Annotated in this window: 22 protein-coding genes, 3 tRNA genes and 1 pseudogene; 16 read left to right on the forward strand and 10 right to left on the reverse strand. The window is 63.0% G+C overall.

Annotated elements, in window-relative coordinates; genetic code table 11:
- Window positions 1–2 precede the first annotated feature (2 nt).
- Both trmFO and IGS74_RS10200 read right to left on the reverse strand, forming a co-directional pair.
- Window positions 3–1,409 (reverse strand): methylenetetrahydrofolate--tRNA-(uracil(54)-C(5))-methyltransferase (FADH(2)-oxidizing) TrmFO, encoded by a 1,407-nt coding sequence (gene trmFO, locus IGS74_RS10195; protein ID WP_192386052.1) that lies wholly within the window; start codon window positions 1,407–1,409, stop codon window positions 3–5.
- Window positions 1,410–1,571: 162 nt separating this feature from the next.
- On the reverse strand, window positions 1,572–1,715 hold the full coding sequence (locus tag IGS74_RS10200) for a DUF1127 domain-containing protein (protein ID WP_073469294.1): 144 nt from the start codon (window positions 1,713–1,715) through the stop codon (window positions 1,572–1,574).
- A 249-nt stretch (window positions 1,716–1,964) separates the two neighbouring features.
- Between IGS74_RS10200 and IGS74_RS10205 the strand changes: the two genes are divergently transcribed.
- Both IGS74_RS10205 and tig read left to right on the forward strand, forming a co-directional pair.
- A tRNA-Leu gene (locus IGS74_RS10205) sits at window positions 1,965–2,048 on the forward strand.
- Window positions 2,049–2,128: 80 nt separating this feature from the next.
- Window positions 2,129–3,487 (forward strand): trigger factor, encoded by a 1,359-nt coding sequence (gene tig / locus IGS74_RS10210; RefSeq protein WP_039190068.1) that lies wholly within the window; start codon window positions 2,129–2,131, stop codon window positions 3,485–3,487.
- Between the two features lie 119 nt (window positions 3,488–3,606).
- Here the strand turns inward: tig and IGS74_RS10215 are convergent, their stop codons facing one another.
- The gene (locus tag IGS74_RS10215) at window positions 3,607–5,127 is read right to left on the reverse strand and encodes a tripartite tricarboxylate transporter permease (RefSeq protein ID WP_192386053.1); all 1,521 of its coding nucleotides are present in this window, start codon (window positions 5,125–5,127) and stop codon (window positions 3,607–3,609) included.
- A complete protein-coding gene (locus IGS74_RS10220; protein WP_348641863.1) occupies window positions 5,127–5,654 on the reverse strand; it encodes a tripartite tricarboxylate transporter TctB family protein in 528 nt (175 codons plus the stop codon). Before IGS74_RS10220 ends, IGS74_RS10215 begins: the two co-directional genes overlap by 1 nt.
- A 164-nt stretch (window positions 5,655–5,818) precedes the next feature.
- On the opposite strand from IGS74_RS10220, the gene IGS74_RS10225 reads away from it, so the two are divergent.
- The 4 genes from IGS74_RS10225 (at window position 5,819) to IGS74_RS10240 (ending at window position 11,059) form a co-directional block, all read left to right on the forward strand.
- Window positions 5,819–6,457 carry an ATP-dependent Clp protease proteolytic subunit gene (locus tag IGS74_RS10225; RefSeq protein WP_039190077.1) on the forward strand — a complete coding sequence of 213 codons (639 nt, stop codon included), beginning with the start codon at window positions 5,819–5,821 and terminating at the stop codon, window positions 6,455–6,457.
- Between the two features lie 210 nt (window positions 6,458–6,667).
- The gene (gene clpX, locus IGS74_RS10230) at window positions 6,668–7,936 is read left to right on the forward strand and encodes an ATP-dependent Clp protease ATP-binding subunit ClpX (protein ID WP_039191114.1); all 1,269 of its coding nucleotides are present in this window, start codon (window positions 6,668–6,670) and stop codon (window positions 7,934–7,936) included.
- Between the two features lie 256 nt (window positions 7,937–8,192).
- Window positions 8,193–10,613: an endopeptidase La gene (lon, locus tag IGS74_RS10235; protein WP_192386055.1), complete on the forward strand. Its 2,421-nt coding sequence runs from the start codon at window positions 8,193–8,195 to the stop codon at window positions 10,611–10,613.
- A gap of 17 nt (window positions 10,614–10,630) precedes the next feature.
- Window positions 10,631–11,059, forward strand: a complete 429-nt coding sequence (locus tag IGS74_RS10240; RefSeq protein WP_281412999.1) for an HU family DNA-binding protein — start codon at window positions 10,631–10,633, stop codon at window positions 11,057–11,059.
- Between the two features lie 126 nt (window positions 11,060–11,185).
- On the opposite strand, the gene IGS74_RS10245 is transcribed toward IGS74_RS10240, so the two are convergent.
- On the reverse strand, window positions 11,186–12,382 hold the full coding sequence (locus tag IGS74_RS10245; protein WP_192386056.1) for an MFS transporter: 1,197 nt from the start codon (window positions 12,380–12,382) through the stop codon (window positions 11,186–11,188).
- Between the two features lie 86 nt (window positions 12,383–12,468).
- Between IGS74_RS10245 and IGS74_RS10250 the strand changes: the two genes are divergently transcribed.
- A complete protein-coding gene (locus tag IGS74_RS10250; protein ID WP_192386057.1) occupies window positions 12,469–12,981 on the forward strand; it encodes an Lrp/AsnC family transcriptional regulator in 513 nt (170 codons plus the stop codon).
- A gap of 68 nt (window positions 12,982–13,049) precedes the next feature.
- Here IGS74_RS10250 and IGS74_RS10255 read toward each other — a convergent pair whose 3' ends face one another.
- Together IGS74_RS10255 and IGS74_RS10260 are read right to left on the reverse strand one after the other, a co-directional pair.
- Window positions 13,050–13,571, reverse strand: a complete 522-nt coding sequence (locus IGS74_RS10255) for a methylated-DNA--[protein]-cysteine S-methyltransferase (RefSeq protein ID WP_246722523.1) — start codon at window positions 13,569–13,571, stop codon at window positions 13,050–13,052.
- A gap of 44 nt (window positions 13,572–13,615) precedes the next feature.
- A pseudogene (locus IGS74_RS10260) lies at window positions 13,616–14,820 on the reverse strand (MFS transporter).
- A gap of 125 nt (window positions 14,821–14,945) precedes the next feature.
- Between IGS74_RS10260 and IGS74_RS10265 the strand changes: the two are divergent.
- Window positions 14,946–15,737, forward strand: coding sequence for a helix-turn-helix transcriptional regulator (locus IGS74_RS10265; protein WP_192386059.1), 792 nt, complete (start codon window positions 14,946–14,948; stop codon window positions 15,735–15,737).
- Here IGS74_RS10265 and IGS74_RS10270 read toward each other — a convergent pair.
- The 3 genes from IGS74_RS10270 to IGS74_RS10285 form a co-directional block, all read right to left on the reverse strand.
- Window positions 15,698–16,033 carry an IclR family transcriptional regulator C-terminal domain-containing protein gene (locus IGS74_RS10270; protein ID WP_192391724.1) on the reverse strand — a complete coding sequence of 112 codons (336 nt, stop codon included), beginning with the start codon at window positions 16,031–16,033 and terminating at the stop codon, window positions 15,698–15,700. The two genes, IGS74_RS10265 and IGS74_RS10270, sit on opposite strands and share 40 nt — an antisense overlap.
- Before the next feature lie 464 nt (window positions 16,034–16,497).
- Window positions 16,498–16,824, reverse strand: a complete 327-nt coding sequence (locus IGS74_RS10280; protein ID WP_192386061.1) for a hypothetical protein — start codon at window positions 16,822–16,824, stop codon at window positions 16,498–16,500.
- 465 nt (window positions 16,825–17,289) lie between these two features.
- Window positions 17,290–17,365, reverse strand: a tRNA-Val gene (locus IGS74_RS10285).
- A gap of 274 nt (window positions 17,366–17,639) precedes the next feature.
- On the opposite strand from IGS74_RS10285, the gene IGS74_RS10290 reads away from it, so the two are divergent.
- From IGS74_RS10290 to nuoF, 8 genes are all read left to right on the forward strand, one after another.
- A tRNA-Asp gene (locus IGS74_RS10290) sits at window positions 17,640–17,716 on the forward strand.
- 284 nt (window positions 17,717–18,000) lie between these two features.
- A complete protein-coding gene (locus IGS74_RS10295; RefSeq protein ID WP_039190101.1) occupies window positions 18,001–18,366 on the forward strand; it encodes an NADH-quinone oxidoreductase subunit A in 366 nt (121 codons plus the stop codon).
- The gene (locus IGS74_RS10300) at window positions 18,336–18,914 is read left to right on the forward strand and encodes an NADH-quinone oxidoreductase subunit B (RefSeq protein WP_156122249.1); all 579 of its coding nucleotides are present in this window, start codon (window positions 18,336–18,338) and stop codon (window positions 18,912–18,914) included. The genes IGS74_RS10295 and IGS74_RS10300 overlap by 31 nt, the downstream gene beginning before the upstream one ends.
- A gap of 12 nt (window positions 18,915–18,926) precedes the next feature.
- Window positions 18,927–19,517, forward strand: coding sequence for an NADH-quinone oxidoreductase subunit C (locus IGS74_RS10305; RefSeq protein ID WP_039190109.1), 591 nt, complete (start codon window positions 18,927–18,929; stop codon window positions 19,515–19,517).
- Between the two features lies 1 nt (window position 19,518).
- On the forward strand, window positions 19,519–19,962 hold the full coding sequence (locus IGS74_RS10310; RefSeq protein ID WP_192386062.1) for a GFA family protein: 444 nt from the start codon (window positions 19,519–19,521) through the stop codon (window positions 19,960–19,962).
- Between the two features lies 1 nt (window position 19,963).
- A complete protein-coding gene (locus IGS74_RS10315) occupies window positions 19,964–21,154 on the forward strand; it encodes an NADH-quinone oxidoreductase subunit D (protein ID WP_192386063.1) in 1,191 nt (396 codons plus the stop codon).
- Between the two features lie 143 nt (window positions 21,155–21,297).
- Complete coding sequence (gene nuoE, locus IGS74_RS10320) at window positions 21,298–22,494, forward strand: NADH-quinone oxidoreductase subunit NuoE (RefSeq protein WP_192386064.1); 1,197 nt, start codon at window positions 21,298–21,300, stop codon at window positions 22,492–22,494.
- Window positions 22,495–22,504: 10 nt separating this feature from the next.
- Complete coding sequence (gene nuoF, locus IGS74_RS10325; protein WP_039190117.1) at window positions 22,505–23,812, forward strand: NADH-quinone oxidoreductase subunit NuoF; 1,308 nt, start codon at window positions 22,505–22,507, stop codon at window positions 23,810–23,812.
- The last annotated feature ends 10 nt before the right edge of the window (window positions 23,813–23,822 follow it).

Here is a 23,822-nt window from a genome sequence, read left to right on the forward strand (position 1 = left end):
GCCTAGCTTGCCTCGGCCAGCGTATGCGCCGCGTTCCAGGCGGCGAAGTCGGACAGGGCGCGCCCCGCCATCGCCTTCTTCTTGGCAATGGTCTTTTCCTTGCCGCGAAGACGCTTGCCTTCGATCTTCGGCGCATCCATCGGCGGAAACAGCCCGAAATTGATGTTCATCGGCTGGAACGAACGCTTGCCGGGCTCTTCGTCGGTACTGATATGCCCGCCGGTGATATGGTTCAGCAGGGCGCCCATGGCAGTCGTAACCGGCGGCGGCGTTGGCGCGCGGCCAAGAGCCTCCGCAATGGCGAAGCGCCCGGCCATCAGGCCGACGCTCGTCGATTCGACATAGCCTTCGCAACCGGTGATCTGGCCTGCAAACCGAAGATCGGGGCGCGCCTTGAGGCGCAGCGTCTGGTCCAGAAGGACGGGCGAGTTCAGGTAGGTGTTGCGATGCAGGCCGCCCAGCCTTGCAAACTCCGCGGTCTCCAGGCCGGGGATCATGCGGAAGATGCGTGCCTGCTCGGCATATTTCAGTTTGGTCTGAAATCCGACCATGTTGTAGAGGGTGCCGAGGGCGTTATCCTGCCGCAACTGCACCACGGCATAGGCCTTGATGTCGGGCTGATGTGCGTTCGTCAGCCCCATCGGCTTCATCGGGCCGTGGCGCAGCGTTTCCGGCCCGCGTTCGGCCATGACCTCTATGGGGAGGCAGCCGTCGAAATAGGGCGTCCCCTCCCACTCGCGGAACTCTGTCTTGTCGCCCTCCAGCAAGGCGGCGATGAACGCCTCGTAGGTCGGCTTGTCGAGGGGACAGTTGATGTAATCCTTGCCGGTGCCGCCGGGGCCGACCTTGTCGTACCGGCTTTGAAACCAGGCCTTGTCCATGTCGATCGATTCGAAATGCACGATGGGCGCGATGGCATCGAAGAAGGCGAGCGAATCCGCCCCGGTTTCCCGCGCGATCGCGTCGGCAAGGCCGGGGGCGGTCAGGGGGCCGGTCGCCACGATGGCGCCGCCCCACTCGGCGGGTGGCAGGCCGGTCACCTCTTCGCGGCGAATGTCCACCAGCGGATGGGCTTCCAGCGCCTGCGTGACCGCACGCGCGAACCCGTCGCGGTCGACGGCGAGGGCGCTGCCTGCCGGAACCTGGTTGGCGTCCGCCGCGCGCATGATGAGGCTGCCGGCCAGGCGCAGCTCCGCATGCAGGACGCCGACGGCATTGCCCTCGGCATCGTCGGAGCGGAACGAGTTGGAGCAGACGAGCTCGGCCAGGTCGTCCGTCTTGTGCGCATCGGTGCCGCGCACGCCGCGCATTTCATGGATGATGACGGGAATTCCCGCTTCGGCGATCTGCCAGGCGGCTTCCGAACCGGCAAGGCCGCCGCCGACGATGTGGATGGGTCTGTGTGCCATGGCGGATGCTCTACAGCATTACCCCCGAAAACGACAACACCCGCCGGGGGAGGACCGGCGGGTGTCGTTTGGAAACCTGCGATTTGGGAGGAGGAGTTCGCAGGTTCTATTCGCAGCGGCTATTGGGAGGAGAAGCCGCGGCGAAAACTGGTAATTTCAAGTTCAGCGCGTAGCTGCCTTCGCGATCGAAGGAATATCCGCGCGGGAGATGCCGAGATCGGCAAGTTCACGCTGCGAGAGACGGTTAAGTTCCGTGCAGGTCTCGCGGTAACGGCGCCAGCTGGCGTAGGAGCGAACGATGTTCATATGACCCAACAGCCTTTGACTGTATTAGAGTTTAAATCGATTGAAGCTTTAAGTCCGGGTGGTCCGTTGCTTCGATGGTTGGAATGTAGCTGCGCGCCCCGCGCATCACCAGAGCCGGTTTCGCATAGCAGCCTTGCGGATGGTGCAACGCAACACGTCCCGCTGCGGCGTCGTTGCGGCGTTTCCTGTTTGACGTCAAATCTGGCAGTGATATAGAGACGCGCGCTACGCGATGAGCCAAGGCGCTGTGCGGGTGTGGCGGAATTGGTAGACGCACTAGATTTAGGTTCTAGCGCCTATGGTGTGGGGGTTCGAGTCCCTCCACCCGCACCAGCTCCTAGAGTTTCTCGCATCGGAATTGAAATCGACTTCGGCGGTTTTCCGTCGGTCAACTTGAAATCGAAGGGTTTAGAATGCAGGTAACGGAAACCAAGGCCGAGGGCCTTAAGCGCGAGATCGAAGTCGTCGTGCCGGCCGCGGACCTCGAGGCACGGCTCCAGACCCGGCTGTTTGAAGCGAAGGATCAGGTGCGCCTCAAGGGCTTCCGGCCCGGCAAGGTGCCGGTGTCCCACCTGCGCAAGACCTATGGCCGTTCGCTGATGGCCGAGATCGTCAACCAGATCATCAACGAGACGCCGCGCAAGGTCATTGCCGATCGCAACGAGCGGTCCGCCATGCAACCCGAGATCGCGATGAGCGAAGACGAGGCCGAGGCCGAGAAGGTTCTGGGCGGCGGCACCGACTTCCGCTTCACCCTGCGCTACGAGACGCTGCCCTCCTTCGACGTCAAGGACACCTCGGGCATCGCCATCGAACGGCCCGTGGTCGAGGTGGCGGACGAGGAAGTCGAGGAGCAGGTCAAGCGCATCGCCGAGAACGCCCGCACCTACTCCGACAAGGACGGCGCGGCCGAGAACGGCGACCGCGTCACCATGGACTTCGTCGGCAAGATCGACGGTGAGGCCTTTCAGGGCGGCTCGGCGGAAGATTCCAACCTCGTCATCGGCTCGGGTCAATTCATTCCCGGTTTCGAAGACCAGCTCGTCGGCGCCAAGGCCGGTGACGAGCGCGAGGTGAAGGTTTCCTTCCCCGAAGATTACGGCGCGGCGCATCTGGCCGGCAAGCAGGCCGTCTTCGACGTCAAGGTGAAGGCCGTGGCCGCACCTGGCGAGCTGGAGCTGAACGACGATCTCGCCAAGCAGATGGGCCTTGAGTCCATCGAGAAGCTGCGCGAGATCGTGCGCGGCCAGATCGAGAGCCAGTTCGGCGCCATGACGCGCCAGAAGGTCAAGCGCCAGCTTCTGGATGCCCTCGACAAGGATTACGATTTCCCGCTGCCGGAAAAGCTCGTGGAAGCCGAGTTCAACAACATCTGGTCGCAGGTCAGCCGCGAGCTCGAGCAGAGCGGCAAGACCTTCGAGGATGAGGACACCACCGAGGAGAAGGCCCGCGAGGACTATCGCAAGCTGGCCGAACGCCGCGTTCGCCTGGGCCTCGTCCTGTCCGAGATCGGCGAGAAGGCCGGCGTGACCATTTCCGACGAGGAGCTGCAGCGCGCCTTGTTCGAGCAGGTCCGCCAGTATCCCGGCCAGGAGCAGCAGGTCTACGACTACTTCCGCAAGACGCCGGAAGCGATCCAGAGCCTGCGCGCGCCGATCTACGAGGAGAAGGTCGTCGACCACCTGCTCGGTTCGGTCAAGGTGACGGACAAGACCGTCAGCCGCGAAGAGTTGATGAAGGAAGACGAGGAAGAGACCAGCGCCGCCGCCTGACGGCGTCCCGCCACCTCGTGACTCGAACGAAAATAAAGGGCCGCTTCGGAAACGAAGCGGCCCTTTTCACGTCTGGAGGTTCGGCCTGGGTGTCAGGCCGAACCCATACGGCTCTGCCGCTATGCCTCGACTGCCTGCAGCTTGCGCTCGCGCCGGTAGACCGAATAGGCGGCCCAGGCGCTCCAGATGAGGATGAGCGCGGTGACGGCCAGTACGGCGCCGCTGATCGGCCGCTCCACGAAGGTCATCAGGTTCCCGCGCGAGATCAGCATGGCACGGCGGAAATGCTCTTCCATCAGTGGGCCGAGTACGAAGCCCAGCAGCAAGGGGGCGGTGGGCAGGTCCAGCAGGCGCATGACGTAGCCGAGGCCGCCGAAAAAGACCACGAGCCACACGTCGAACGGATTGTTGTTCACCGTGTAGACGCCGATGCAGATGAACATCAGCACGGCCGGGTAGAGCAGGTGGTAGGGGATCAGCAGCAGCCGCACCCACAAGCCGATCAGCGGCACGTTCAGCACCACCAGCAGGAGATTGCCGATCCAGAAGCTCATGATGAGGCCCCAGAACAGGCTGGCCTGCTCGGTCATGAGCTGCGGGCCGGGCGCTATGCCATGGATAATCAGCGCCCCCAGCATCAGCGCCATGGTGGGGCTGCCCGGAATGCCCAGGGCAAGCGTCGGGATGAAGGACGTCTGGTCGGCGGAGTTGTTCGCCGATTCGGGAGCCATGATGCCCTCGATCGCGCCCTTGCCGAACCGCGACCTGTCCTTTGCCACCCGTTTCTCCACCGCGTAGGCCATGAAGGCCGCGACGGAGGGTCCGGTGCCCGGAAGCGTCCCGAAGAACGAGCCGATGCCGGTGCCGCGCGCCATCGGGCCGATGGACCGGCGCAGGTCGTCCCTTGTGGGCTTCATCGCCCTGAGCGTGACGCTGGAGCGATCGATGGCGTTGGCCGATACGTTGCGGATGCCGACGATGATCTCCGAGACACCGAACAGGCCCATCGCCAGCGCCACCAGGCTGATGCCGTCGGCAAGCTCGAGCCAGCCGAAGGTGAATCGCTGGCCGCCCGAATAGATGTCCATGCCCACGCAGCCGAAGGCGATGCCAAGGACCACCATTGCCAGGCCCTTGATCGCCGAGCCGTCTGAGATGGTCGATGCGGCGACGAGGCCCAGCACCATGAGCGCGAAATAATCGGCCGACCCGAAGGAGAGGGCGTAGGCCGCGATGGTCGGCGCAAACAGCATCATCAGGATGATGCCGATGGTTCCGCCGACGAAGGAGGCGACCGTCGTCATCAGCAGTGCGACGCCGCCGCGCCCCTGCTTCGTCATCGGATAGTCGTCGAGGCAGGTGACGGCGTTTGCCGGCGTGCCGGGGATGTTCAGCAGGATGGACGCCGTATTGCCGCCATAGCTGGTCCCGTACCAGATGCCGGCCAGCATGATCAGCGCCGCCGTCGCATCCAGATGGAAGGTGATGGGAAACAGCATCGAGATGGCGGCCAAGGCCCCCAGGCCGGGGATGACCCCGACGACGGTGCCCAGGAAGACGCCGACGAAGCAGTAGAAAAGGTTGTTGAGGCTGAGGGCCGTGGACAGGCCCAGGGCGACGTTGCCGTAGAGCTGTTCCATCAGTGCGGCCACCGCGCCATGGTCAGCGGAAGGCCCAGCCCTGCCTTGAAGATCAGCCAGGCAAGCGTCGCCATCACCACGATGCTGGCCAGGATGGACACCGGGCGGAAGGTGCGCTCGGCAAGCGCCGCGACAAGGACCAGTGCGGCGATGGCCGGGATGAGGCCATAGGGCCGGATGACCATCGCAAAGGCGGCGATGCTGGCGAGCACGGCGAGGGTGGATCGGATCTCGATTTCCTCGAACGTGCCTTGCCGGAAGAAGGCCGGTATCATGATGGCGATGCCGAACAGCGCCAGAATGATGCCGACGGCGACCGGGAACATGCCCGGGCCCATCCGGCGCACGCTGCCGAGGTCGAGCGTGCCCTGCGCATAGAGCGCCATCCACACGCCCGCTGCCATCAACAGCGCGCCCGCTATAATGTCTCGATAGTCTCGCGACAGCAATATCGCCTCCCTTATTGCCGGTTCGAATGCGCCTTGCTGCCGAATTGCCGTCGGCCAGTCCAACCCGGGGGCGATCAAGACTATTCACAAGGTCGTCAGCTCAAGGCCCGGCGCAGGGGGCGGGGCGTCTTGCACAAGGTGCGGCTTCGGCCCTATCTACAGGAGGAGACGCCCCCCGTCGTGATTCTGGCTCCCCGGTCATGATCGCCGGGCGGCGACAACATAGACGGAAGCCAAATTTCATGAAGCATCCAATCGAAACCGCGCTCAACCTGGTACCGATGGTGGTCGAGCAGACCAATCGCGGCGAACGGGCCTATGACATTTTCTCCCGTCTCCTGAAGGAGCGCATCATCTTCGTGACCGGCCCCATCGAGGATTCGATGGCGACGCTGATCTGCGCGCAGCTCCTCTTCCTCGAGGCGGAAAACCCCAAGAAGGAGATCGCCCTCTACATCAATTCGCCCGGCGGCGTGGTGACGAGCGGCATGGCGATCTACGATACGATGCAGTTCATCAAGCCCGCCGTATCGACGCTGTGCGTCGGACAGGCGGCCTCGATGGGCTCGCTGCTTCTCTGCGCGGGCCACAAGGACATGCGGTTCGCGACGCCGAACGCGCGTATCATGGTGCACCAGCCCTCGGGCGGCTTCTCCGGCCAGGCTTCCGACATCGAGCGCCACGCCCAGGACATCATCAAGCTGAAGCGGCGCCTGAACGAGGTTTACGTCGAGCATACCGGCCAGGATTACGAAACCATTGAACGCACGCTCGACCGTGACCATTTCATGACGGCGGAGGAAGCCCAGTCCTTCGGTCTTATCGACAAGGTCTACTCATCGCGCGATGCGCTCGAGGCCGCACTCTCAAGCGGGCAGTGACGGCGTCTTTCGCTGCGGCGCGACACGAAGCAAGGGTCGGTCAAGCTGTCCCGGCTAACGTGAGCTAGAGCAAAACTGTCACATTCGCCCATTGGAATACGGATTGGGCCCGAAGGTCATATTGTGGGCGCCCGGAGAAGCGAATAGCTTTCTTTGCAGCCCACCGGCGGAACCGCCGCAAAGGCGGTTCCCGAGCGGAAGGAACGGAACATGAGCAAGATCAGCGGCGGCGACTCCAAGAACACGCTCTATTGCTCTTTCTGCGGAAAGAGCCAGCATGAGGTTCGCAAGCTGATTGCGGGGCCGACGGTCTTCATCTGCGACGAATGCGTTGAGCTGTGCATGGACATCATCCGGGAAGAGAACAAATCTTCCATGGTGAAGTCCCGGGAGGGCGTGCCCACGCCCCAGGAGATCATCGCGGTTCTGGACGATTACGTCATCGGCCAGTCCTTCGCGAAGAAGGTCCTGTCCGTCGCGGTGCACAATCACTACAAGCGGCTGGCCCATGCGGCGAAGAACAACGACGTCGAGCTGGCGAAGTCGAACATCCTGCTGATCGGCCCCACCGGCTGCGGCAAGACGTTGCTTGCCCAGACGCTGGCGCGCATCCTCGATGTGCCCTTCACGATGGCCGACGCCACCACGCTGACGGAAGCCGGCTATGTGGGCGAGGATGTCGAGAACATCATCCTCAAGCTGCTCCAGTCCGCCGACTACAATGTCGAGCGGGCGCAGCGCGGCATCGTCTACATCGACGAGATCGACAAGATCAGCCGCAAGTCCGACAATCCGTCCATCACGCGCGACGTGTCGGGCGAGGGCGTGCAGCAGGCCCTTCTGAAGATCATGGAAGGAACGGTCGCGTCGGTGCCGCCGCAGGGAGGCCGGAAGCATCCGCAGCAGGAATTCCTCCAGGTCGATACCGCAAACATCCTGTTCATCTGCGGCGGTGCCTTCGCCGGGCTGGATCGGATCATCTCGGACCGGGGCCGGAAGACCTCGATCGGGTTCAGCGCAAACGTGCTGTCGCCGGAAGACCGGCGCACGGGCGAACTGTTCCGGCAGGTCGAGCCCGAGGATCTGCTGAAGTTCGGCCTGATCCCCGAATTCGTCGGCCGCCTGCCCGTTTTGGCAACGCTGGAGGATCTGGACGAGGTCGCTCTCGTGCAGATTCTGGTGCAGCCCAAGAATGCGCTGGTGAAGCAGTATCAGCGGCTGTTCGAGATGGAGAATGTCGAGCTGTCGTTCCACGAGGACGCCCTCAAGGCGATTGCCCGCAAGGCCATCGAGCGCAAGACCGGCGCACGCGGCCTGCGGTCCATCATGGAAGCCATGCTGCTGGATACCATGTTCGACCTGCCGACGCTGGAAGGCGTCCGGGAGGTCGTCATCTCGGAGGATGTCATCGACGGCAATGCCCGGCCTTTGTACATCTACGCGGACCGTAAGGACGAGAAGGAGAACGTCAGCGCCTGACGCAGACGTTTGCGGCAATCCGCCAGCCGGCACGGCTGGTGGACGCCCCCTTATCCGGCAGGCCCGCGTCGCGTGCAGCGGCGCGGGCCTGTTGCGTTTCATGCCCCGGCGCATGGCGATTTTGCAAGGCAGCATGACGCTTGAATGTCGGTGGGTTTGAGACCACATTGAGATTGGTAGTGGGCGGTACGCCGGGTGCTTCGACGAAGGCCCGGCCGGCCGGCCCAAGGCGGCCTTGCCGCAGAAAGGATAGTTGATGTCCATCGATCAAACGGTACAAGCCGGCTCTCCCGAGACCCTGTACCCTGTGCTCCCCCTGCGGGACATCGTCGTCTTCCCGCACATGATCGTGCCGCTGTTCGTGGGGCGCGAGAAATCCATCAAGGCTCTCGAAGAGGTGATGGGCGCGGACAAGCAGATCCTGCTGGCGACGCAGCGCAACGCGACCGACGAAGATCCGGCGCCCGACGCCATCTACGAGATCGGCACGCTTGCCAACGTCCTGCAGCTGCTGAAACTCCCCGACGGGACCGTCAAGGTCCTGGTGGAGGGGATTTCGCGCGCGCATATCGATCGCTTCACCGACCGTGCCGATTGGCATGAGGCGGTTGCCAGCATCGTGCCCCCGCGCGACGAAGATCCGGTCGAGATCGAGGCGCTGGCGCGCTCGGTGATCTCGGAGTTCGAGAATTACGTAAAGCTCAACAAGAAGATTTCGCCGGAAGTCGTTGGCGCAGCTGGCCAGATCGACGATTACTCCAAGCTGGCCGACACGGTCGCTTCGCATCTGGCGATCAAGATCTCCGAAAAGCAGGAGATGCTGACTCTCGTCGGGACGCGTGAGCGGCTCGAGAAGGCGCTTGCCTTCATGGAGTCGGAGATTTCCGTCCTGCAGGTGGAAAAGCGCATCCGGTCCCGGGTCAAGCGGCAGATGGAGAAGACCCAGCGCGAGTACTATCTGAACGAGCAGATGAAGGCCATTCAGAAGGAGCTCGGCGACGGCGAGGAAGGCCGCGACGAGATGGCCGAGATCGAAGAGCGCATCAAGAAGACGCGCCTTTCGAAGGAGGCCAAGGAGAAGGCCAATGCCGAGCTGAAGAAGCTTCGGCAGATGAGCCCGATGTCGGCCGAGGCGACGGTGGTCCGTAACTATCTGGATTGGCTGCTGGGCCTGCCCTGGGGCAAGTTTTCGCGTGCCAAGATCGACCTCAGGAAGGCCGAGGCCTTGCTCGACGCCGAGCATTACGGCCTCGACAAGGTCAAGGAGCGCATCGTCGAGTATCTCGCGGTGCAAAGCCGCCAGACCAAGCTGAAGGGGCCGATCCTCTGCCTCGTCGGGCCTCCGGGCGTCGGCAAGACGTCGCTCGCCAAGTCCATCGCCAAGGCGACGGGCCGCGAGTATGTGCGCGTGGCGCTGGGCGGCGTCCGTGACGAGGCCGAGATCCGCGGCCACAGGCGCACCTATATCGGCTCCATGCCCGGCAAGGTCGTGCAGTCGATGAAGAAGGCGAAGAAGGCCAATCCGCTGTTCCTGCTCGACGAGATCGACAAGCTGGGCCAGGACTATCGGGGCGATCCGTCTTCGGCGCTGCTCGAGGTGCTGGACCCGGAGCAGAACTCCACCTTCATGGATCATTACCTGGAGGTCGAGTTCGACCTGTCGTCCGTCATGTTCGTCACGACGGCCAACACGCTGAACATCCCCGGGCCGCTGATGGACCGGATGGAGATCATCCGCATCGCCGGCTACACCGAGGACGAGAAGGTCGAGATCGCCAAGCGGCATTTGCTGCCGAAGGCCATCCGCGACCATGCCCTGCAGCCGCATGAGTTCTCGGTCAGCGACGACGCGCTGCGGGAGATCGCCCGTCGCTACACGCGTGAAGCCGGCGTGCGCTCCTACGAGCGTGAGGTCATGACGCTCGCCCGTAAGGCGGTGACCCTTATCCTGAAGGGTGAAACCAAGCGGGTGGACGTGACAGCCGCCAACATCTCGGACTATCTCGGCGTGCCGCGTTACCGTTATGGCGAGGTGGAAGCCGACGATCAGGTCGGTGTCGTGACCGGTCTGGCCTGGACGGAGGTCGGTGGCGAGCTGTTGACCATCGAAGGCGTCATGATGCCCGGCAAGGGCCGCATGACGGTGACGGGCAACCTGCGCGACGTGATGAAGGAATCGATCTCCGCTGCCGCATCCTATGTGCGCAGTCGTGCGGTCGATTACGGGATCGAGCCACCGCTCTTCGACCGCCGCGACATCCACGTGCACGTACCGGAAGGTGCGACGCCCAAGGATGGTCCGTCGGCGGGCGTTGCGATGGCAACGTCCATCATCTCGGTCATGACGGGCATCCCGGTGCGCCGGGATATCGCCATGACGGGCGAGATCACGTTGCGCGGGCGAGTGCTGCCGATCGGCGGGCTCAAGGAGAAGCTTCTGGCCGCATTGCGGGGCGGGATCAAGAAGGTCCTTATCCCCGAGGACAACGCCAAGGACCTTGTCGATATTCCGGACAATGTGAAAAACAATCTGGAAATCGTGCCCGTGTCCCGCATCGGCGAGGTGCTCAAGCATGCGCTGGTCCGCCAGCCCGAGCCGATCGACTGGGACGAGTCGGCGCACCCCCTTCCGGCGGTCGACAATGCCGACGATACGGCCGTTACGACGGCCCACTAAGCCGCATTTGCGACACAATGTGGAAAAATGCCGCCTTCGGGCGGCATTTTTTGTGCGCAAAGGCCAGTTTTCCGGGCTTTCGGGGCTTGCAGAGCTTGAATGATGTAACGCTTTTGACCATCGTCTGCAGCCAACCGGTGCGGTGCGCCGTAGTCAGGAGGATACTGATGAACAAGAATGAACTCGTTTCGGCCGTGGCTGAAAAGGCCGGTCTCAGCAAGGCGCAGGCGACCGAAGCGGTCGACGCCGTCTTCACCTCGATCGAGGGTGCGCTCTCCGGCGGTGACGACCTGCGTCTCGTCGGCTTTGGCACCTTCTCGGTTTCGCGTCGCGAAGCCAGCAAGGGCCGCAACCCGTCCACGGGCGCGGAAGTCGATATTCCGGCACGTAACGTACCGAAGTTCACGCCCGGCAAGGGCCTGAAGGACGCGGTCAACAAGCGCTAAGCATCTGGTGCAAAAGTTTCGCCAGCCATAAGGCTGGCCAAAAGGGGTGGGTGCCATTGGCGTCCACCCCTTTGTCTTGTCCGTTCCCGGCACCCCCGGGATCGACACAAGAAGCCGGTCGGGCCGCTAGGCGTCGCAACACGCCGATCTGTTCGCGACATGCCCCTTGTAGCCCCGGGCAGGCGTGAGAGCCCAGGCGATTACCGCCAGCCCCAGGGCGATCAGCGACAACACGGCGCCGGCCCAGTTCGGAGAGGCGATGCCGAGCCCGGCGGTAATGGTGACCCCACCGACATAGGCGCCGATGGCGTTGCCCAGGTTGAACATACCGATGTTCACCGATGCGGCCATCGTCGGGGCACCGGCACTGGCTGCGCGATCCATCACCAGTTTCTGGAGGGGCGAGCAGGTGGCAAAACCGAATGCCGCCATGAGAAAGACCGAGATGCAGGCGACGGCGCTATTGTCCGCCTTCAGCCAGAAGATGAAAAGAACGGCGGCCTGCGCGGCCAAGGTGACGAACAGTGTTCCGAACAGCGACCGGTCGGCGAAGCGCCCGCCGAACCAGTTTCCGACGGCGAGGCCAAGGCCGAAGAGAATCATGATCTGCGCGACGCCGGCTTCCGTGAACCCGGCCACTTCGATCATCATCGGCGCAATGTAGGTGATGGAGGTGAAGAACGCGGCAGGGCCGAAGACGGTGATCGCCATGGCCAGCAGGACCTGGGGATCGACGAAGGCCCGCAGTTCCGATTTCAGTTCTATGGCCTTGCCGGCCTTGATCGGCGGCACGAGCAGCGCCACGCTGACGACGGTTGCAACGCCGATGGCGGCCGCCAGCCAGAACGCCAGCCGCCAGTCGTACATCTGCGCCAGCCACGTTCCGGCGGGTACGCCGAAGAGATTGGCGAAGGTCAGCCCCGAGAACATGAAGGCAATGGCACTTGCCTGCCTGTCCTTTGCCACCAGCGAGGCTGCGATGATGGAGCCGATCCCGAAAAAGGTGCCGTGATTGAAGGCCGTCAACACGCGGCCCGCAAGGGCGACGGTCAGGTTCGGCGCAAGCGCGGTGACGATATTTCCGAGGGTGAAGACGATCGACAGGACGACGAGCATCGTCTTGCGTGGAACGCGCGATCCCAGCACCGTCAGGATCGGGGCGCCAACGAAGACGCCGAGGGCATAGATGGTGGCCATCAGCCCGGCTTGCGGAATACCGACGCCGAAATCACCGGCGATCTGGGGCAGGATGCCGGCGACGACGAATTCGGTCAATCCGATGCCGAATGCGCCGATCGCCAGCGCAAATAGTGCGACTGGCATGGCAGTCTCCATAGAGTGTGCTGGACACCGAACCTCGTTCGGTCGTAGCCTTAATAGGAGACATAAAATCCGGTTAGAAGGCTGTTATGGGCATGTCCTATAAAGAAACAGACGTCATTCGGCAGGCGCGGCATCATCCGGCCGAACTGGACCGGATCGACCGAAGGATATTAGGCGCGCTCGCGCAGGATGCTTCCCGCAGCTACGCGGAACTCAGCGCGTTGGTGAATCTCTCCGCGCCCGCCGTGCATGACCGGGTAAAGCGCCTCAAGCGGGACGGGGTCATCAAGGGCACGGTCGCGGTGCTGGATGGCTGCAAGCTGGGCCGCACGCTGCTGACCTTCCTGGTGGTCGACACGAGCAGCTACAGCGCGACACGACATCTCCTGAAGTTTGCGGATCGGCCCGAGGTGGAAGAGCTGCACACCGTGGCGGGCGACGGGTGCGTGTTGATCAAGGTGCGTGCCGTCGACACCGAGGGATTGGAAAGTTTCCTGATGGAGATCCAGAGCCTGGAAGGTGTCCGGTCTGTCCGCAGCTACATCACCCTCTCGACCTTTCTCGAGCGAGGCCCCGCCCCGGAGCAGGGCACGCCATAGAGGCGGTAAGACAAGTTCGTGCTGCGATGCATGCAGCCGAGACCGCAGGTGTGGCGCAGGTCTGCTGCTTAGCCAAACAGCGTTGGACGCCCTGACTCATGGTCGAGCAGCCACTGCTTTCGCGACAGGCCGCTTCCGTAACCCGTCAGGGATGCGTTGGCTCCAACTACGCGGTGACACGGAACGACGATGTTGATTGTGTTGAGCCCGTTTGCCGATCCAACCGCGCGAAAGGCGGTCGGACGTCCGATGCGGCGTGCAAGTTCACCGTAGGTGATGGTGGTCCCGACAGGAATTCGGAGCAGCTCGTTCCAGACGCTGCACTGGAACGGTGTCCCGTTCATACGCACCGGAAGCGAGGAGAGGGCGCCGACCTCACCTGCGAAGTAAGCCTCAAAGGCGCAGTAAGCGGCAGACCGTCCCGCCCGGGCGATGATTGCGACCGAGCCGTACTGGAGAAAGAGGCGGCGGTGCATCCGGACCTCGTAGTCGACCCAATCGGCGACACGAAGGCGGTCGTCGACATCGGTCAACAGGACCAGCTGCCCGATAGGAGTGCGTTGGCGCTCAAGGAAGAACGTTTCGACCAACGTTGTATTCTGTTCGCCAGCGTCTCCGGGCAACTTCGGCATGATCAGGCCGTTTTCGGGAGTTGTGTGCTCGGCAGGAAGGCCGCAAGGACGCCGATGATCGGTAGAAAGGCGCAGGCCTGGAATACGAAAGCGATGCTGGTGTAGTCGGCCAGAACGCCAAGGAGTGCTGCTCCAATGCCACCGATACCGAAGATGAACCCGAATAAGAGCCCGGACACCATGCCGACCCTTCCTGGCATAAGCTCCTGTCCATAGACCACGATGGCTGGGAAGGCGGACGACATGACGAAGCCGATTACAACCGAAAGAACCGCCGTTAGCGTCAGACCGGCGTATGGAAGCAGCAGGGTGAACGGCAATACGCCGAGGATCGATACCCAAATCACGACCTTGCGTCCCAGCCTGTTGCCGATCGGCCCACCCGCCACCGTTCCTGCCGCGACCGCCGCGAAGAAAACGAACTGGTAGACCTGTGCGATCTGGGTCGAGAGTGCGAAACGCTCCATCATGAAGAAGATATAATAGCTCGTGAACGACGCGAGATAGACGTACTTCGAAAACAGGAGCGCGATCAAGATCGTCATCGCCGTCGAGACCTGGCGACGGGAGAGAATGGGATGCCCTGCCGGAGCCGTGCCGGACGGTTTCTTCGCGTGGCCGTTCTGTTCGTACCAACGCCCGAGTGCCGTCAGGATCAGGATGCCTGTCAACGCTGCCACGGCAAACCAGGCCGGGCCAGTCTGTCCTCGCGGCAGCACGAAAAGGCGGCGGCGAGCGGCCCGAGCGCGGAGCCGAAATTGCCACCGACCTGGAAGATGGACTGCGCCAGGCCGTGCCGTCCCCCGGATGCCAGGCGGGCAATGCGCGAGGCCTCGGGATGGAAGATCGCCGAGCCGAGGCCAAGGAGAATCCCGCCGATGAGAAGTATGGTGAAGTTCGGGGCGTAGGCCAGCGTCAGCAGTCCGGCCAGGGACGACGCCATGCCGACAGGGAGCGAGTACGGAAGGGGATGGCGATCGGTATAGTGACCAATGAACGGCTGAAACAACGAGGCAGTGATCTGGTAGACGAAGGTCAGTAGCCCGACCTGGGTAAATGACAGGCCGAACTCGTCCTGGAAGATCGGATAGGTCGCCGGCAAAAGTGCCTGCATCAGGTCATTCAGAAGGTGGCAGAGGCTGGCTGCACCGAGAGCGGAGACAACATCCGTTGTCGGTGCCGTGGTGATCGTCGTGGTCTGACTCATTGTCCCGAGCCCTGTGATCCTGATCTTGGACGCAAGGAGTTGCGCACCCGAAAGGCCATAGATAGAAAATTCCGGAGTTGGCCCGCCACTCGATACGAGCCTATCGGCTTGGTGAGTGGGCCAGGATGCGCGAAATCCACATCGACACTATCGACATCACGCCACGGTCGATCGTAGCCATCGCCAAACGCTACCCGTCGGGGCATTACATCGAACCGTACGAACACCGACGTGGCCAGTTCATGACCGCAGGCCGTGGCGGTATCCTGCTGACCACGCCGGAGGGCGCATGGCTGATGCCGCCTGAGCGCGGGATGTGGATTCCCCCTGGCACCGTGCACAACGTCCGCATGATCGGGATCGTCGAGATGCACAGCCTTTACATCGACGCGAATGCCGCGCCCGACATGCCCGGGACATGCCAGGTGGTCGGACTGTCATCGTTCATGCGGACGTTGATGATGGAAGCGGTCGACTGCCCGCTGGGATACGACCTTGAGGGCCGCGACGGTGCGTTGATGGAATTGATCCTACACGAGGTCAGGTGCATGCCGGCGCTGCCCCTGTCTCTGCCGTATCCAAGCCACGAGGCCCTTGCGACACGCTGTCAGGCATTCATCTCCGAGCCGTCGATCAGCGAGACGATCGATGACTGGTGCGCCGAGCTTGCCATGAGCCGCCGTACGTTTACGCGTCTCTTTCGGGCGCAGACAGGACTAAGCTTTGCCGCCTGGCGTCAGCAGGCCTGCCTCATGTCCGCGATGACGAAGCTGGTTGCCGGAGCGTCGGTGACGTCCGTGGCAGGAGAACTCGGTTACGACAACCCGGCCGCCTTCACGACCATGTTCAAGCGGGCGTTCGGCGCACCCCCCTTGGCCTACCTCCGCGTCCGTGCGTCGGCGCGCCAGGCAGCATGAGCATCGTCCGCGCGGCCGTTACCGACCCTGCAACGGGCGACCAGTTCGCCGACCCTTGCCGCCGCATGAATTGCGGCATCGCTGACCCGGTCGAGGTTGGCCACGAGGCGTCCGGTGGGTCCGGCCAGCTTGATCGCGGCAAAAGGCGTCCCCGTCGCATTCGGGACGGCAACGGCAACACAGGCGACACCGTCGATCTCGTGCGAGTTGTGTAACACGTAGCCATCCTTGCGAGCATCGCTGACACTTGCCTGAAGAGCGTGTGCCTCACGCGCAGTCAGCCGTGCAGCTTCGATTTAGCGGGCGATGACCGCAGGCACGCTTGCCATGAGAATCGCAATGCCGCACGCGTCCTCCTCAAGGCGCGGCGTTGCACCAATCGCCGGGTCGCAAACGATCTGTTGCCCGGGGAGGCATTTGCGGAGGAAGCGGATGTTGTGACCGTCGACGGCGGCTAGGATACCGGTCTCTCCGGCGGAGTGTACCGCCTCTTCGAGGATCGGCGTTGCGAACACCTTGAGCGCGCCATGTCTTCCTGCCTGGATCGCGTGGTACCCCGGCAAGTGAATCAGGCTGTAGCTTCCGTCCCCACCCTTCTGCAGGTAACCGCGATCGAACCCGGAGCATGAGAAGCGCACTGGACTTCGGCATGTTCAGGGCCCTGGCCACGTCAGACAGGTGAGCGGCATCGGAGACCGTTCCGAACCATTCGAGCATGTCCAGCACGCGATTGACGCCAGGGCGAGTCCGCGAGGGAAGCCTATGAGATGCGCTTTCGCAGGAGCATCAAAGTCACGTAGCCAATGAACCACCAGAACGCGATCCCGCAAAGAAAACTGATCGCAATGAAGTAAGCCGGACCTTGATCTCCATCCATTGATCCAAATGCATGGAAGGCCACCGCAAACGGGTAGATCACAAACGAGACCGCCGTGCCTAGCAGTCCGCCCGGAATAACCAAGGCCATCAGAAATCCGGGACTTATGACGAAGTCACTGTTGGCTATCGTTAGGATAAGCGCCGGGACCATCAAAGCTAGCAACGCGCAAAATATGCGGCTCTGCACCAGTTGATTAATCGCCTGCATCGGCTTGTCTCTATATCGCGTCGTAAAATCCGCACCGTATCATGACAGGGGATAATCAAATCTCCAAATGCTGTGGCTATTCGCGTCCATTTAAAACCGTGCGTAGCGCCCGACCGGCAGGGCGCTGGTCCGAAGCTCCTGCTGCACAATCGCCCGGATGGAGTTTTCGGCAGCTTTCGCAGTCTGGCGCGTGAGGTCGGCATTCTGTTCCTGAGTGCCGCCATTGGCGCTAACGTTGATGACAGGCGCAATCGTGATGCTCTGCCCGGCGCTCGCCGACGCACCTGCGTTCCCGATATGGACGTAGATCGGCAGGGATACCCTTGCGGGCAACGTAGCTATTGCCCTTCGTGTGAAGGTGTCGTGGGTTCGCGGACTTCGCCATGCGCACTAGACCATTTTGGACCGATCTTGGGACCGGAAGCCCTTATGCGCAGGAAGTTTCAACGATTTCAAGGGGATAGATGGTGGGCGATGAGAGACTCGAACTCCCGACATCCTCGGTGTAAACGAGGCGCTCTACCAACTGAGCTAATCGCCCGCGCGCCTTGAAGGGCCGCGTCTGGAGCGATTGCCTACCGGTTCGTCCGCTGATTTGCAAGCCGATCTTTTCAGCTTGTCGGAAGGGCCATGACGATTCGGTCGGCCGCTTCGATTCGTCGATCGGGGCCGAAGGGGCGACCCGTCTTAAGTCATTGAAATGGCGTCTTCGGCCGAAGAAAGTTTCGAACGGTTCGCGATCCGCTTGACAGGGGGGCAGGGGTCCCTTAAACGACCGCTCACGCCGCCGACGCAAGCAGTCGTCGGCGCCAAGCGCGGGTGTAGCTCAGTCGGTTAGAGTGCCGGCCTGTCACGCCGGAGGTCGCGGGTTCGAGCCCCGTCACTCGCGCCATTTTCTCTTCCAGAATCCTCCTTCTACTCCGTCTTCTTCACCGCGATGCGTTGCGGAACGAAGCCTCTTCTCCGGCTTCCGCGCATCGATCCAAAAGCTTGATGACTCTGTCACTTGCGTCAAGTTTAGGAAGGGTCTAATCGTCCGCCATCGCGCTGCGGTGCGGGATCGACCAGGCGGTTGAACCGGCATCGCATCCGCATATGTCAGACGTCAGCGTCGAAATGCTTGTGTCGTAATGAGCCTTGCGCTCCCTACGGTCGCGGTTCGGAAGGTTGATCCCGTTGAACGAACTTCTCGCCTCTTATCTGCCGATCGTCATCTTCGTGGGCGTGGCGCTGCTGATCGGGCTCGCCCTGCTGGTGTCGCCGTTCCTGCTGGCGTTTAAGGCGCCGGACGACGAGAAGCTGTCCGCCTACGAATGCGGTTTCAACGCTTTCGACGACTCGCGCATGAAGTTCGACGTGCGCTTCTATCTGGTCTCGATCCTGTTCATCATCTTCGACCTGGAAGTGGCTTTCCTGTTCCCGTGGGCGGCCACGTTCGGCGACCTCGGATGGGCCGGGTTCTGGTCCATGATGGTATTCCTCGGCGTGCTGACCGTCGGCTTTGTCTATGAATGGAAGAAAGGCGCCCTCGAATGGGATTGAACGACAGTTCCTCCGGCCTTCTCGAGCGGTCCAACCTGACCGTCGCCCCGGCGTCCGATCCCTTCGTGACGGACGTCAATAACGAGCTTGCGGACAAGGGCTTCCTGGTCACCTCGACCGAAGACCTGATCCAGTGGGCGCGAACCGGGTCCCTGATGTGGATGACGTTCGGCCTGGCCTGCTGCGCGGTCGAGATGATGCAGATGTCGATGCCGCGCTACGACGCCGAGCGTTTCGGCTTTGCGCCGCGCGCCAGTCCGCGCCAGTCGGACGTGATGATCGTGGCCGGCACGCTGACCAACAAGATGGCCCCGGCGCTGCGCAAGGTCTATGATCAGATGCCCGAGCCGCGCTACGTCATCTCGATGGGATCCTGCGCCAACGGCGGCGGGTACTATCACTATTCCTACTCGGTCGTCCGTGGCTGCGACCGGGTGGTGCCGGTGGATATCTACGTGCCCGGCTGCCCGCCGACGGCCGAGGCCCTTCTGTATGGCGTTTTGCTGCTGCAGAAGAAGATCCGCCGTACCGGCACGATCGAGCGCTGAGGGTCTGGACCGATGGAAGAACTGGCCCAATATCTGGCGGAATCGCAGATCGGTGACAGGATCATCGAAAGCAGGGTCGCCTTCGGAGAGCTGACGTTGCGGGTCGGCGCCGCCGACATCGTTCCCGTGCTGACCTTCCTGCGCGACGATCCGTCCTGCTTGTTCAAGAACTTCACCGATATCTGCGGCGTCGATTACCCGCAGCGCGCGGAGCGATTCGAGGTCGTCTATCACCTCCTGTCCCCGCGGCATAACCAGCGTATCCGCGTCAAGCTGCGTGTCGAGGAAGATGAATCCGTCCCCTCCGCTACCGGTGTGTTCCCCGGTGCCGACTGGTACGAGCGCGAAGCCTTCGACATGTACGGCATCCTGTTCGCGGGCCATCCGGACCTGCGCCGCCTGTTGACGGACTACGGGTTCGAGGGGCATCCGCTGCGCAAGGATTTCCCGCTGACCGGCTTCGTCGAGGTGCATTACGACGAAGAGTTGAAACGCGTGGTCTACGAGCCGGTGGAGTTGCGCCAGGAATTCCGCAATTTCGACTTCCTGTCCCCCTGGGAGGGGCCGGAATACGTGCTTCCCGGCGACGAGAAGGCGAACTGAGATGGACGAGACTGCCTCCAGCCCTGTCCAGCTGACCGGCGGCTGCCTGTGCGGCGCGGTGCGCTTTTCCGCGACGCCGCGCAAGCCCGAGATGGATGCTTGCCATTGCAGCATGTGCCGGAAGTGGACGGGCGGCATGTTCATGGCCGTTCCATGCGGCAGCAGCGTCTCGGTGGCGGACGAGTCGTCGCTCAAGGCATTCGCGTCTTCGGAGTGGGGCGAGCGCGTCTTCTGCTCGGATTGCGGCACGAGCCTGTTCTGGCGCCTGCGCGACGGGGGCGAGACGATGGTATCGATGCATGCCTTCGACGACATCACCTCGTTCCACTTCGCGGAAGAGATCTTCATCGACGAGAAGCCGGCGCTCTACGACTTCCGCAACGATACGCGCAAACTCACCGGGGCCGAAGTGATGGCCGCCTTCGCGGCGGGTCAGGGATCGTAACATGGCTGAGATCGACGTCAGAAACTTCAATATCAACTTCGGGCCGCAGCATCCCGCCGCGCACGGCGTGCTGCGCCTCGTGCTGGAGCTCGACGGTGAAGTCGTCGAGCGGGTCGATCCGCATATCGGCCTGCTGCATCGCGGCACCGAAAAGCTGATCGAAGCGAAGACATACCTGCAGGCGATCCCCTATTTCGACCGGCTCGACTATGTCGCGCCTATGAACCAGGAACATGCCTTCTGCCTCGCCGTGGAGCGGCTGGCGGGCGTCGCGGTGCCGACGCGCGGACAGTTGATCCGCGTCCTCTACAGCGAGATCGGGCGCATCCTCTCGCATCTTCTCAACGTGACCACCCAGGCCATGGACGTCGGCGCGCTGACGCCGCCGCTCTGGGGCTTCGAGGAGCGCGAGAAGCTGATGGTCTTCTATGAGAGGGCCTGCGGCGCGCGGCTCCATGCGGCCTATTTCAGGCCGGGCGGCGTCCATCAGGACATTCCGCCCGAACTGGTGGACGACATCGGCGCATGGTGCGACCCGTTCCTCAAGCGCGTCGACGACATCGACGAACTCTTGACCGGCAACCGCATCTTCAAGCAGCGCAATGTCGACATCGGCGTGGTCGATCTGGACGATGCGTGGGCGTTGGGTTTTTCGGGCGTCATGGTGCGCGGCTCGGGCGCGGCGTGGGATCTGCGCAAGAGCCAGCCCTACGAATGCTACGACGAGATGGATTTCGACATACCCATCGGCAAGAACGGTGATTGCTACGACCGCTATCTCATCCGCATGGAAGAGATGCGCCAGTCCACCTACATCATGAAGCAATGCGTCGAGCGCCTCGCCGGCCGCGACCGGGTCGGGCCGGTATCGGCGGTGGACGGCAAGCTGGTGCCACCCAAGCGCGGCGAGATGAAGCGTTCGATGGAAGCGCTCATCCATCACTTCAAGCTCTATACCGAGGGCTTCCACGTACCCGAAGGCGAGGTCTTCGCGGCCGTCGAGGCGCCCAAGGGCGAGTTCGGGGTCTATCTCGTGGCGGACGGAACCAACAAGCCCTATCGCTGCAAGATCAAGGCCCCCGGCTTCTCGCACCTTCAGGCGATGGATTTCCTGTGCCGCAAGCACATGCTGGCCGACGTGTCGGCCATTCTCGGCTCATGCGATATCGTCTTCGGCGAGGTCGATCGCTGAGAGGTTCGCCGACCGCCGCGCGGTCTGCGCGACGGCCTGTTTTCATACCCGGCCATGCGGTTGCGACCGCTGGTATTTTGCGCGTTCTATGATAGAACGCGCCGCAACATGGAACGTTGTAACCGTTCTGAAGTAGAGGTCCGATGTCCGTCAGGCGTCTCGCGGAAGATTCCGTCCAACCCCAGAGTTTCTCCTTCTCCGCCGAGAACGAGGGCTGGGCGGAAAAGACGATCCGCAAGTATCCCGAAGGCCGGCAGCAGTCGGCGGTGATCCCGCTGCTGATGCGCGCGCAGGAGCAGGAAGGCTGGGTCACCAAGGCCGCGATCGAGCATGTCGCCGGCAGGCTGTCGATGCCGTTGATCCGGGTTCTCGAGGTGGCGACCTTCTATACCCAGTTCCAGCTGGCGCCCGTCGGCACGCGGGCCCATATCCAGGTCTGTGGCACCACGCCCTGCATGCTGCGCGGGGCCGACGCACTGATGGATGTCTGCAAGCGCCGCATCCATCCCGACCAGTTCCAGGCCAACGCCGACGGCACCCTGTCCTGGGAAGAAGTCGAGTGCCTGGGCGCCTGCGTCAACGCTCCGATGGTCATGATCTTCAAGGATACCTACGAAGACCTGACGCCCGAGCGGCTGGAAGAGATCATCGACGCCTTCGCGGCCGGCGAGGGGGCTTCGGTTCCGGTCGGCCCGCAGATCGACAGGCATCTTTCTGCCCCGATCGGCGGCGCGACGACGTTGAACAGCTTCGACGACGATGCCGATATCGGCGACGCGCAGCCGTCCGGCCCGGCCTCCGGTTCGGCGGCGACGGGCGAGGGGGCAAGCGTTGCCCCGTCCGAGGCGGCGCGTGTCGACACCCATGCAGAAGAGACGGACCCGACCATCAAGGGCCCGGCGCCGGATGCGGCAAAGACCAGCCCCGCTGCCGAAGAGGCCGCGAGCGCCGATCCGGCAACCAATGGCGGGGGCGGCACGACGGGCGGCACCCGGCAGGGCGAAACCGGTGCCGCCCGCAAGGAAGCCGACGCGGGCAAGGCTGCCGTCGACGGCGGCGATGCCCCGGCGACCGTCGGTGCGGCCGAGGGGCCGGGTGCGCCGGCCGGCCTACTGGCCGACGTGCCGGTGGATGCCGACGACCTGAAGGTGTTGAATGGCGTCGGGCCGAAGATCGAGGCGGCGCTGAACGAGATCGGCGTGTATCGTCTGGGCCAGGTCGCCGGCTGGACGGAAGGCGAGCTTGCCTGGGTCGACAAACGGCTGGGGCTTGGCGGGCGTGCCGTCCGCGGCGGCTGGGTCGAGCAGGCCCGCGCGCGGCTGACCGAGAAGGGTGAGTGAGGGCTGAACGATGCTGCAGGATCAGGACCGGATCTTCACCAATATCTACGGCTTGCGCGACAAGAGCCTGAAAGGCGCCATGGCGCGCGGGCACTTCGACGGCACCAAGGACATCATCGACAAGGGTCGGGACTGGATCATCAACGAAATGAAGGCCTCCGGCCTTCGCGGCCGAGGCGGCGCCGGCTTCCCCACCGGGTTGAAATGGTCGTTCATGCCCAAAGAAGTGGGCGAGCGCCCGCATTACCTGGTCATCAATGCCGATGAGTCGGAGCCGGGAACCTGCAAGGATCGCGAGATCATGCGGAACGATCCGTTCACGCTGATCGAGGGATGCGTCATCGCCGGTTTCGCGATGGGCGCCCACAAGGCCTTCATCTATGTGCGCGGCGAATATATCCGCGAGCGCGAGGCGCTGCAGCTTGCAATCGACGAGTGCTATGATGCCGGGCTCCTGGGCCTTGGCAACAAGTGCGGCTGGGACTTCGACATCGTCGTCCATCATGGCGCCGGCGCCTATATCTGCGGCGAGGAGACCGCTCTCCTGGAGAGTCTCGAGGGCAAGAAGGGCCAGCCGCGGCTGAAGCCGCCTTTCCCCGCCAATATGGGCCTGTACGGCTGCCCGACGACCGTCAACAACGTCGAATCCGTCGCGGTCGCCCCCACGATCCTGCGGCGCGGGGGCGCCTGGTTCGCCGGCATCGGCCGTCCGAACAATGTCGGCACCAAGCTGTTCATGGTGTCGGGCCATGTCGAGCGCCCGTGCACGGTGGAAGAGGCGATGGGGATCACCTTCCGCGAGCTCATCGAAAAGCATGCGGGCGGCGTCCGCGGCGGCTGGGACAATCTTCTGGCGGTCATTCCGGGCGGTGCGTCCTGTCCGGTCGTCAAGGCCGAGGACATCATCGACTGCCCGATGGATTTCGATGGATTGCGCGGTGTCAAATCCTCGTTCGGTACGGCCGCGGTCATCGTGATGGATCGCAGCACCGATATCGTGCGGGCCATTGCGCGGCTGTCCTATTTCTTCAAGCATGAAAGCTGTGGCCAGTGCACGCCGTGCCGCGAGGGCACTGGCTGGATGTGGCGGCTGATGGAGCGGATGGTGGTGGGTAACGCGCAGAAGCGCGAGATCGACATGCTGCTCGACATCACCAAGCAGGTGGAGGGCCACACGATTTGCGCCCTCGGCGACGCGGCGGCATGGCCCATCCAGGGGCTGATCCGCAATTTCCGTCCGGAAATCGAGCGGCGTATCGACGAATTCACCCGTAATGCCGAAAGGGGTCCGAGCCCGATCCTTGAAGCGGCTGAGTAGCATGGCGTTT

Source organism: Aureimonas sp. OT7 (assembly GCF_014844055.1).
In the GTDB taxonomy this organism is placed as follows: Bacteria; Pseudomonadota; Alphaproteobacteria; order Rhizobiales; family Rhizobiaceae; genus Aureimonas; species Aureimonas altamirensis_A.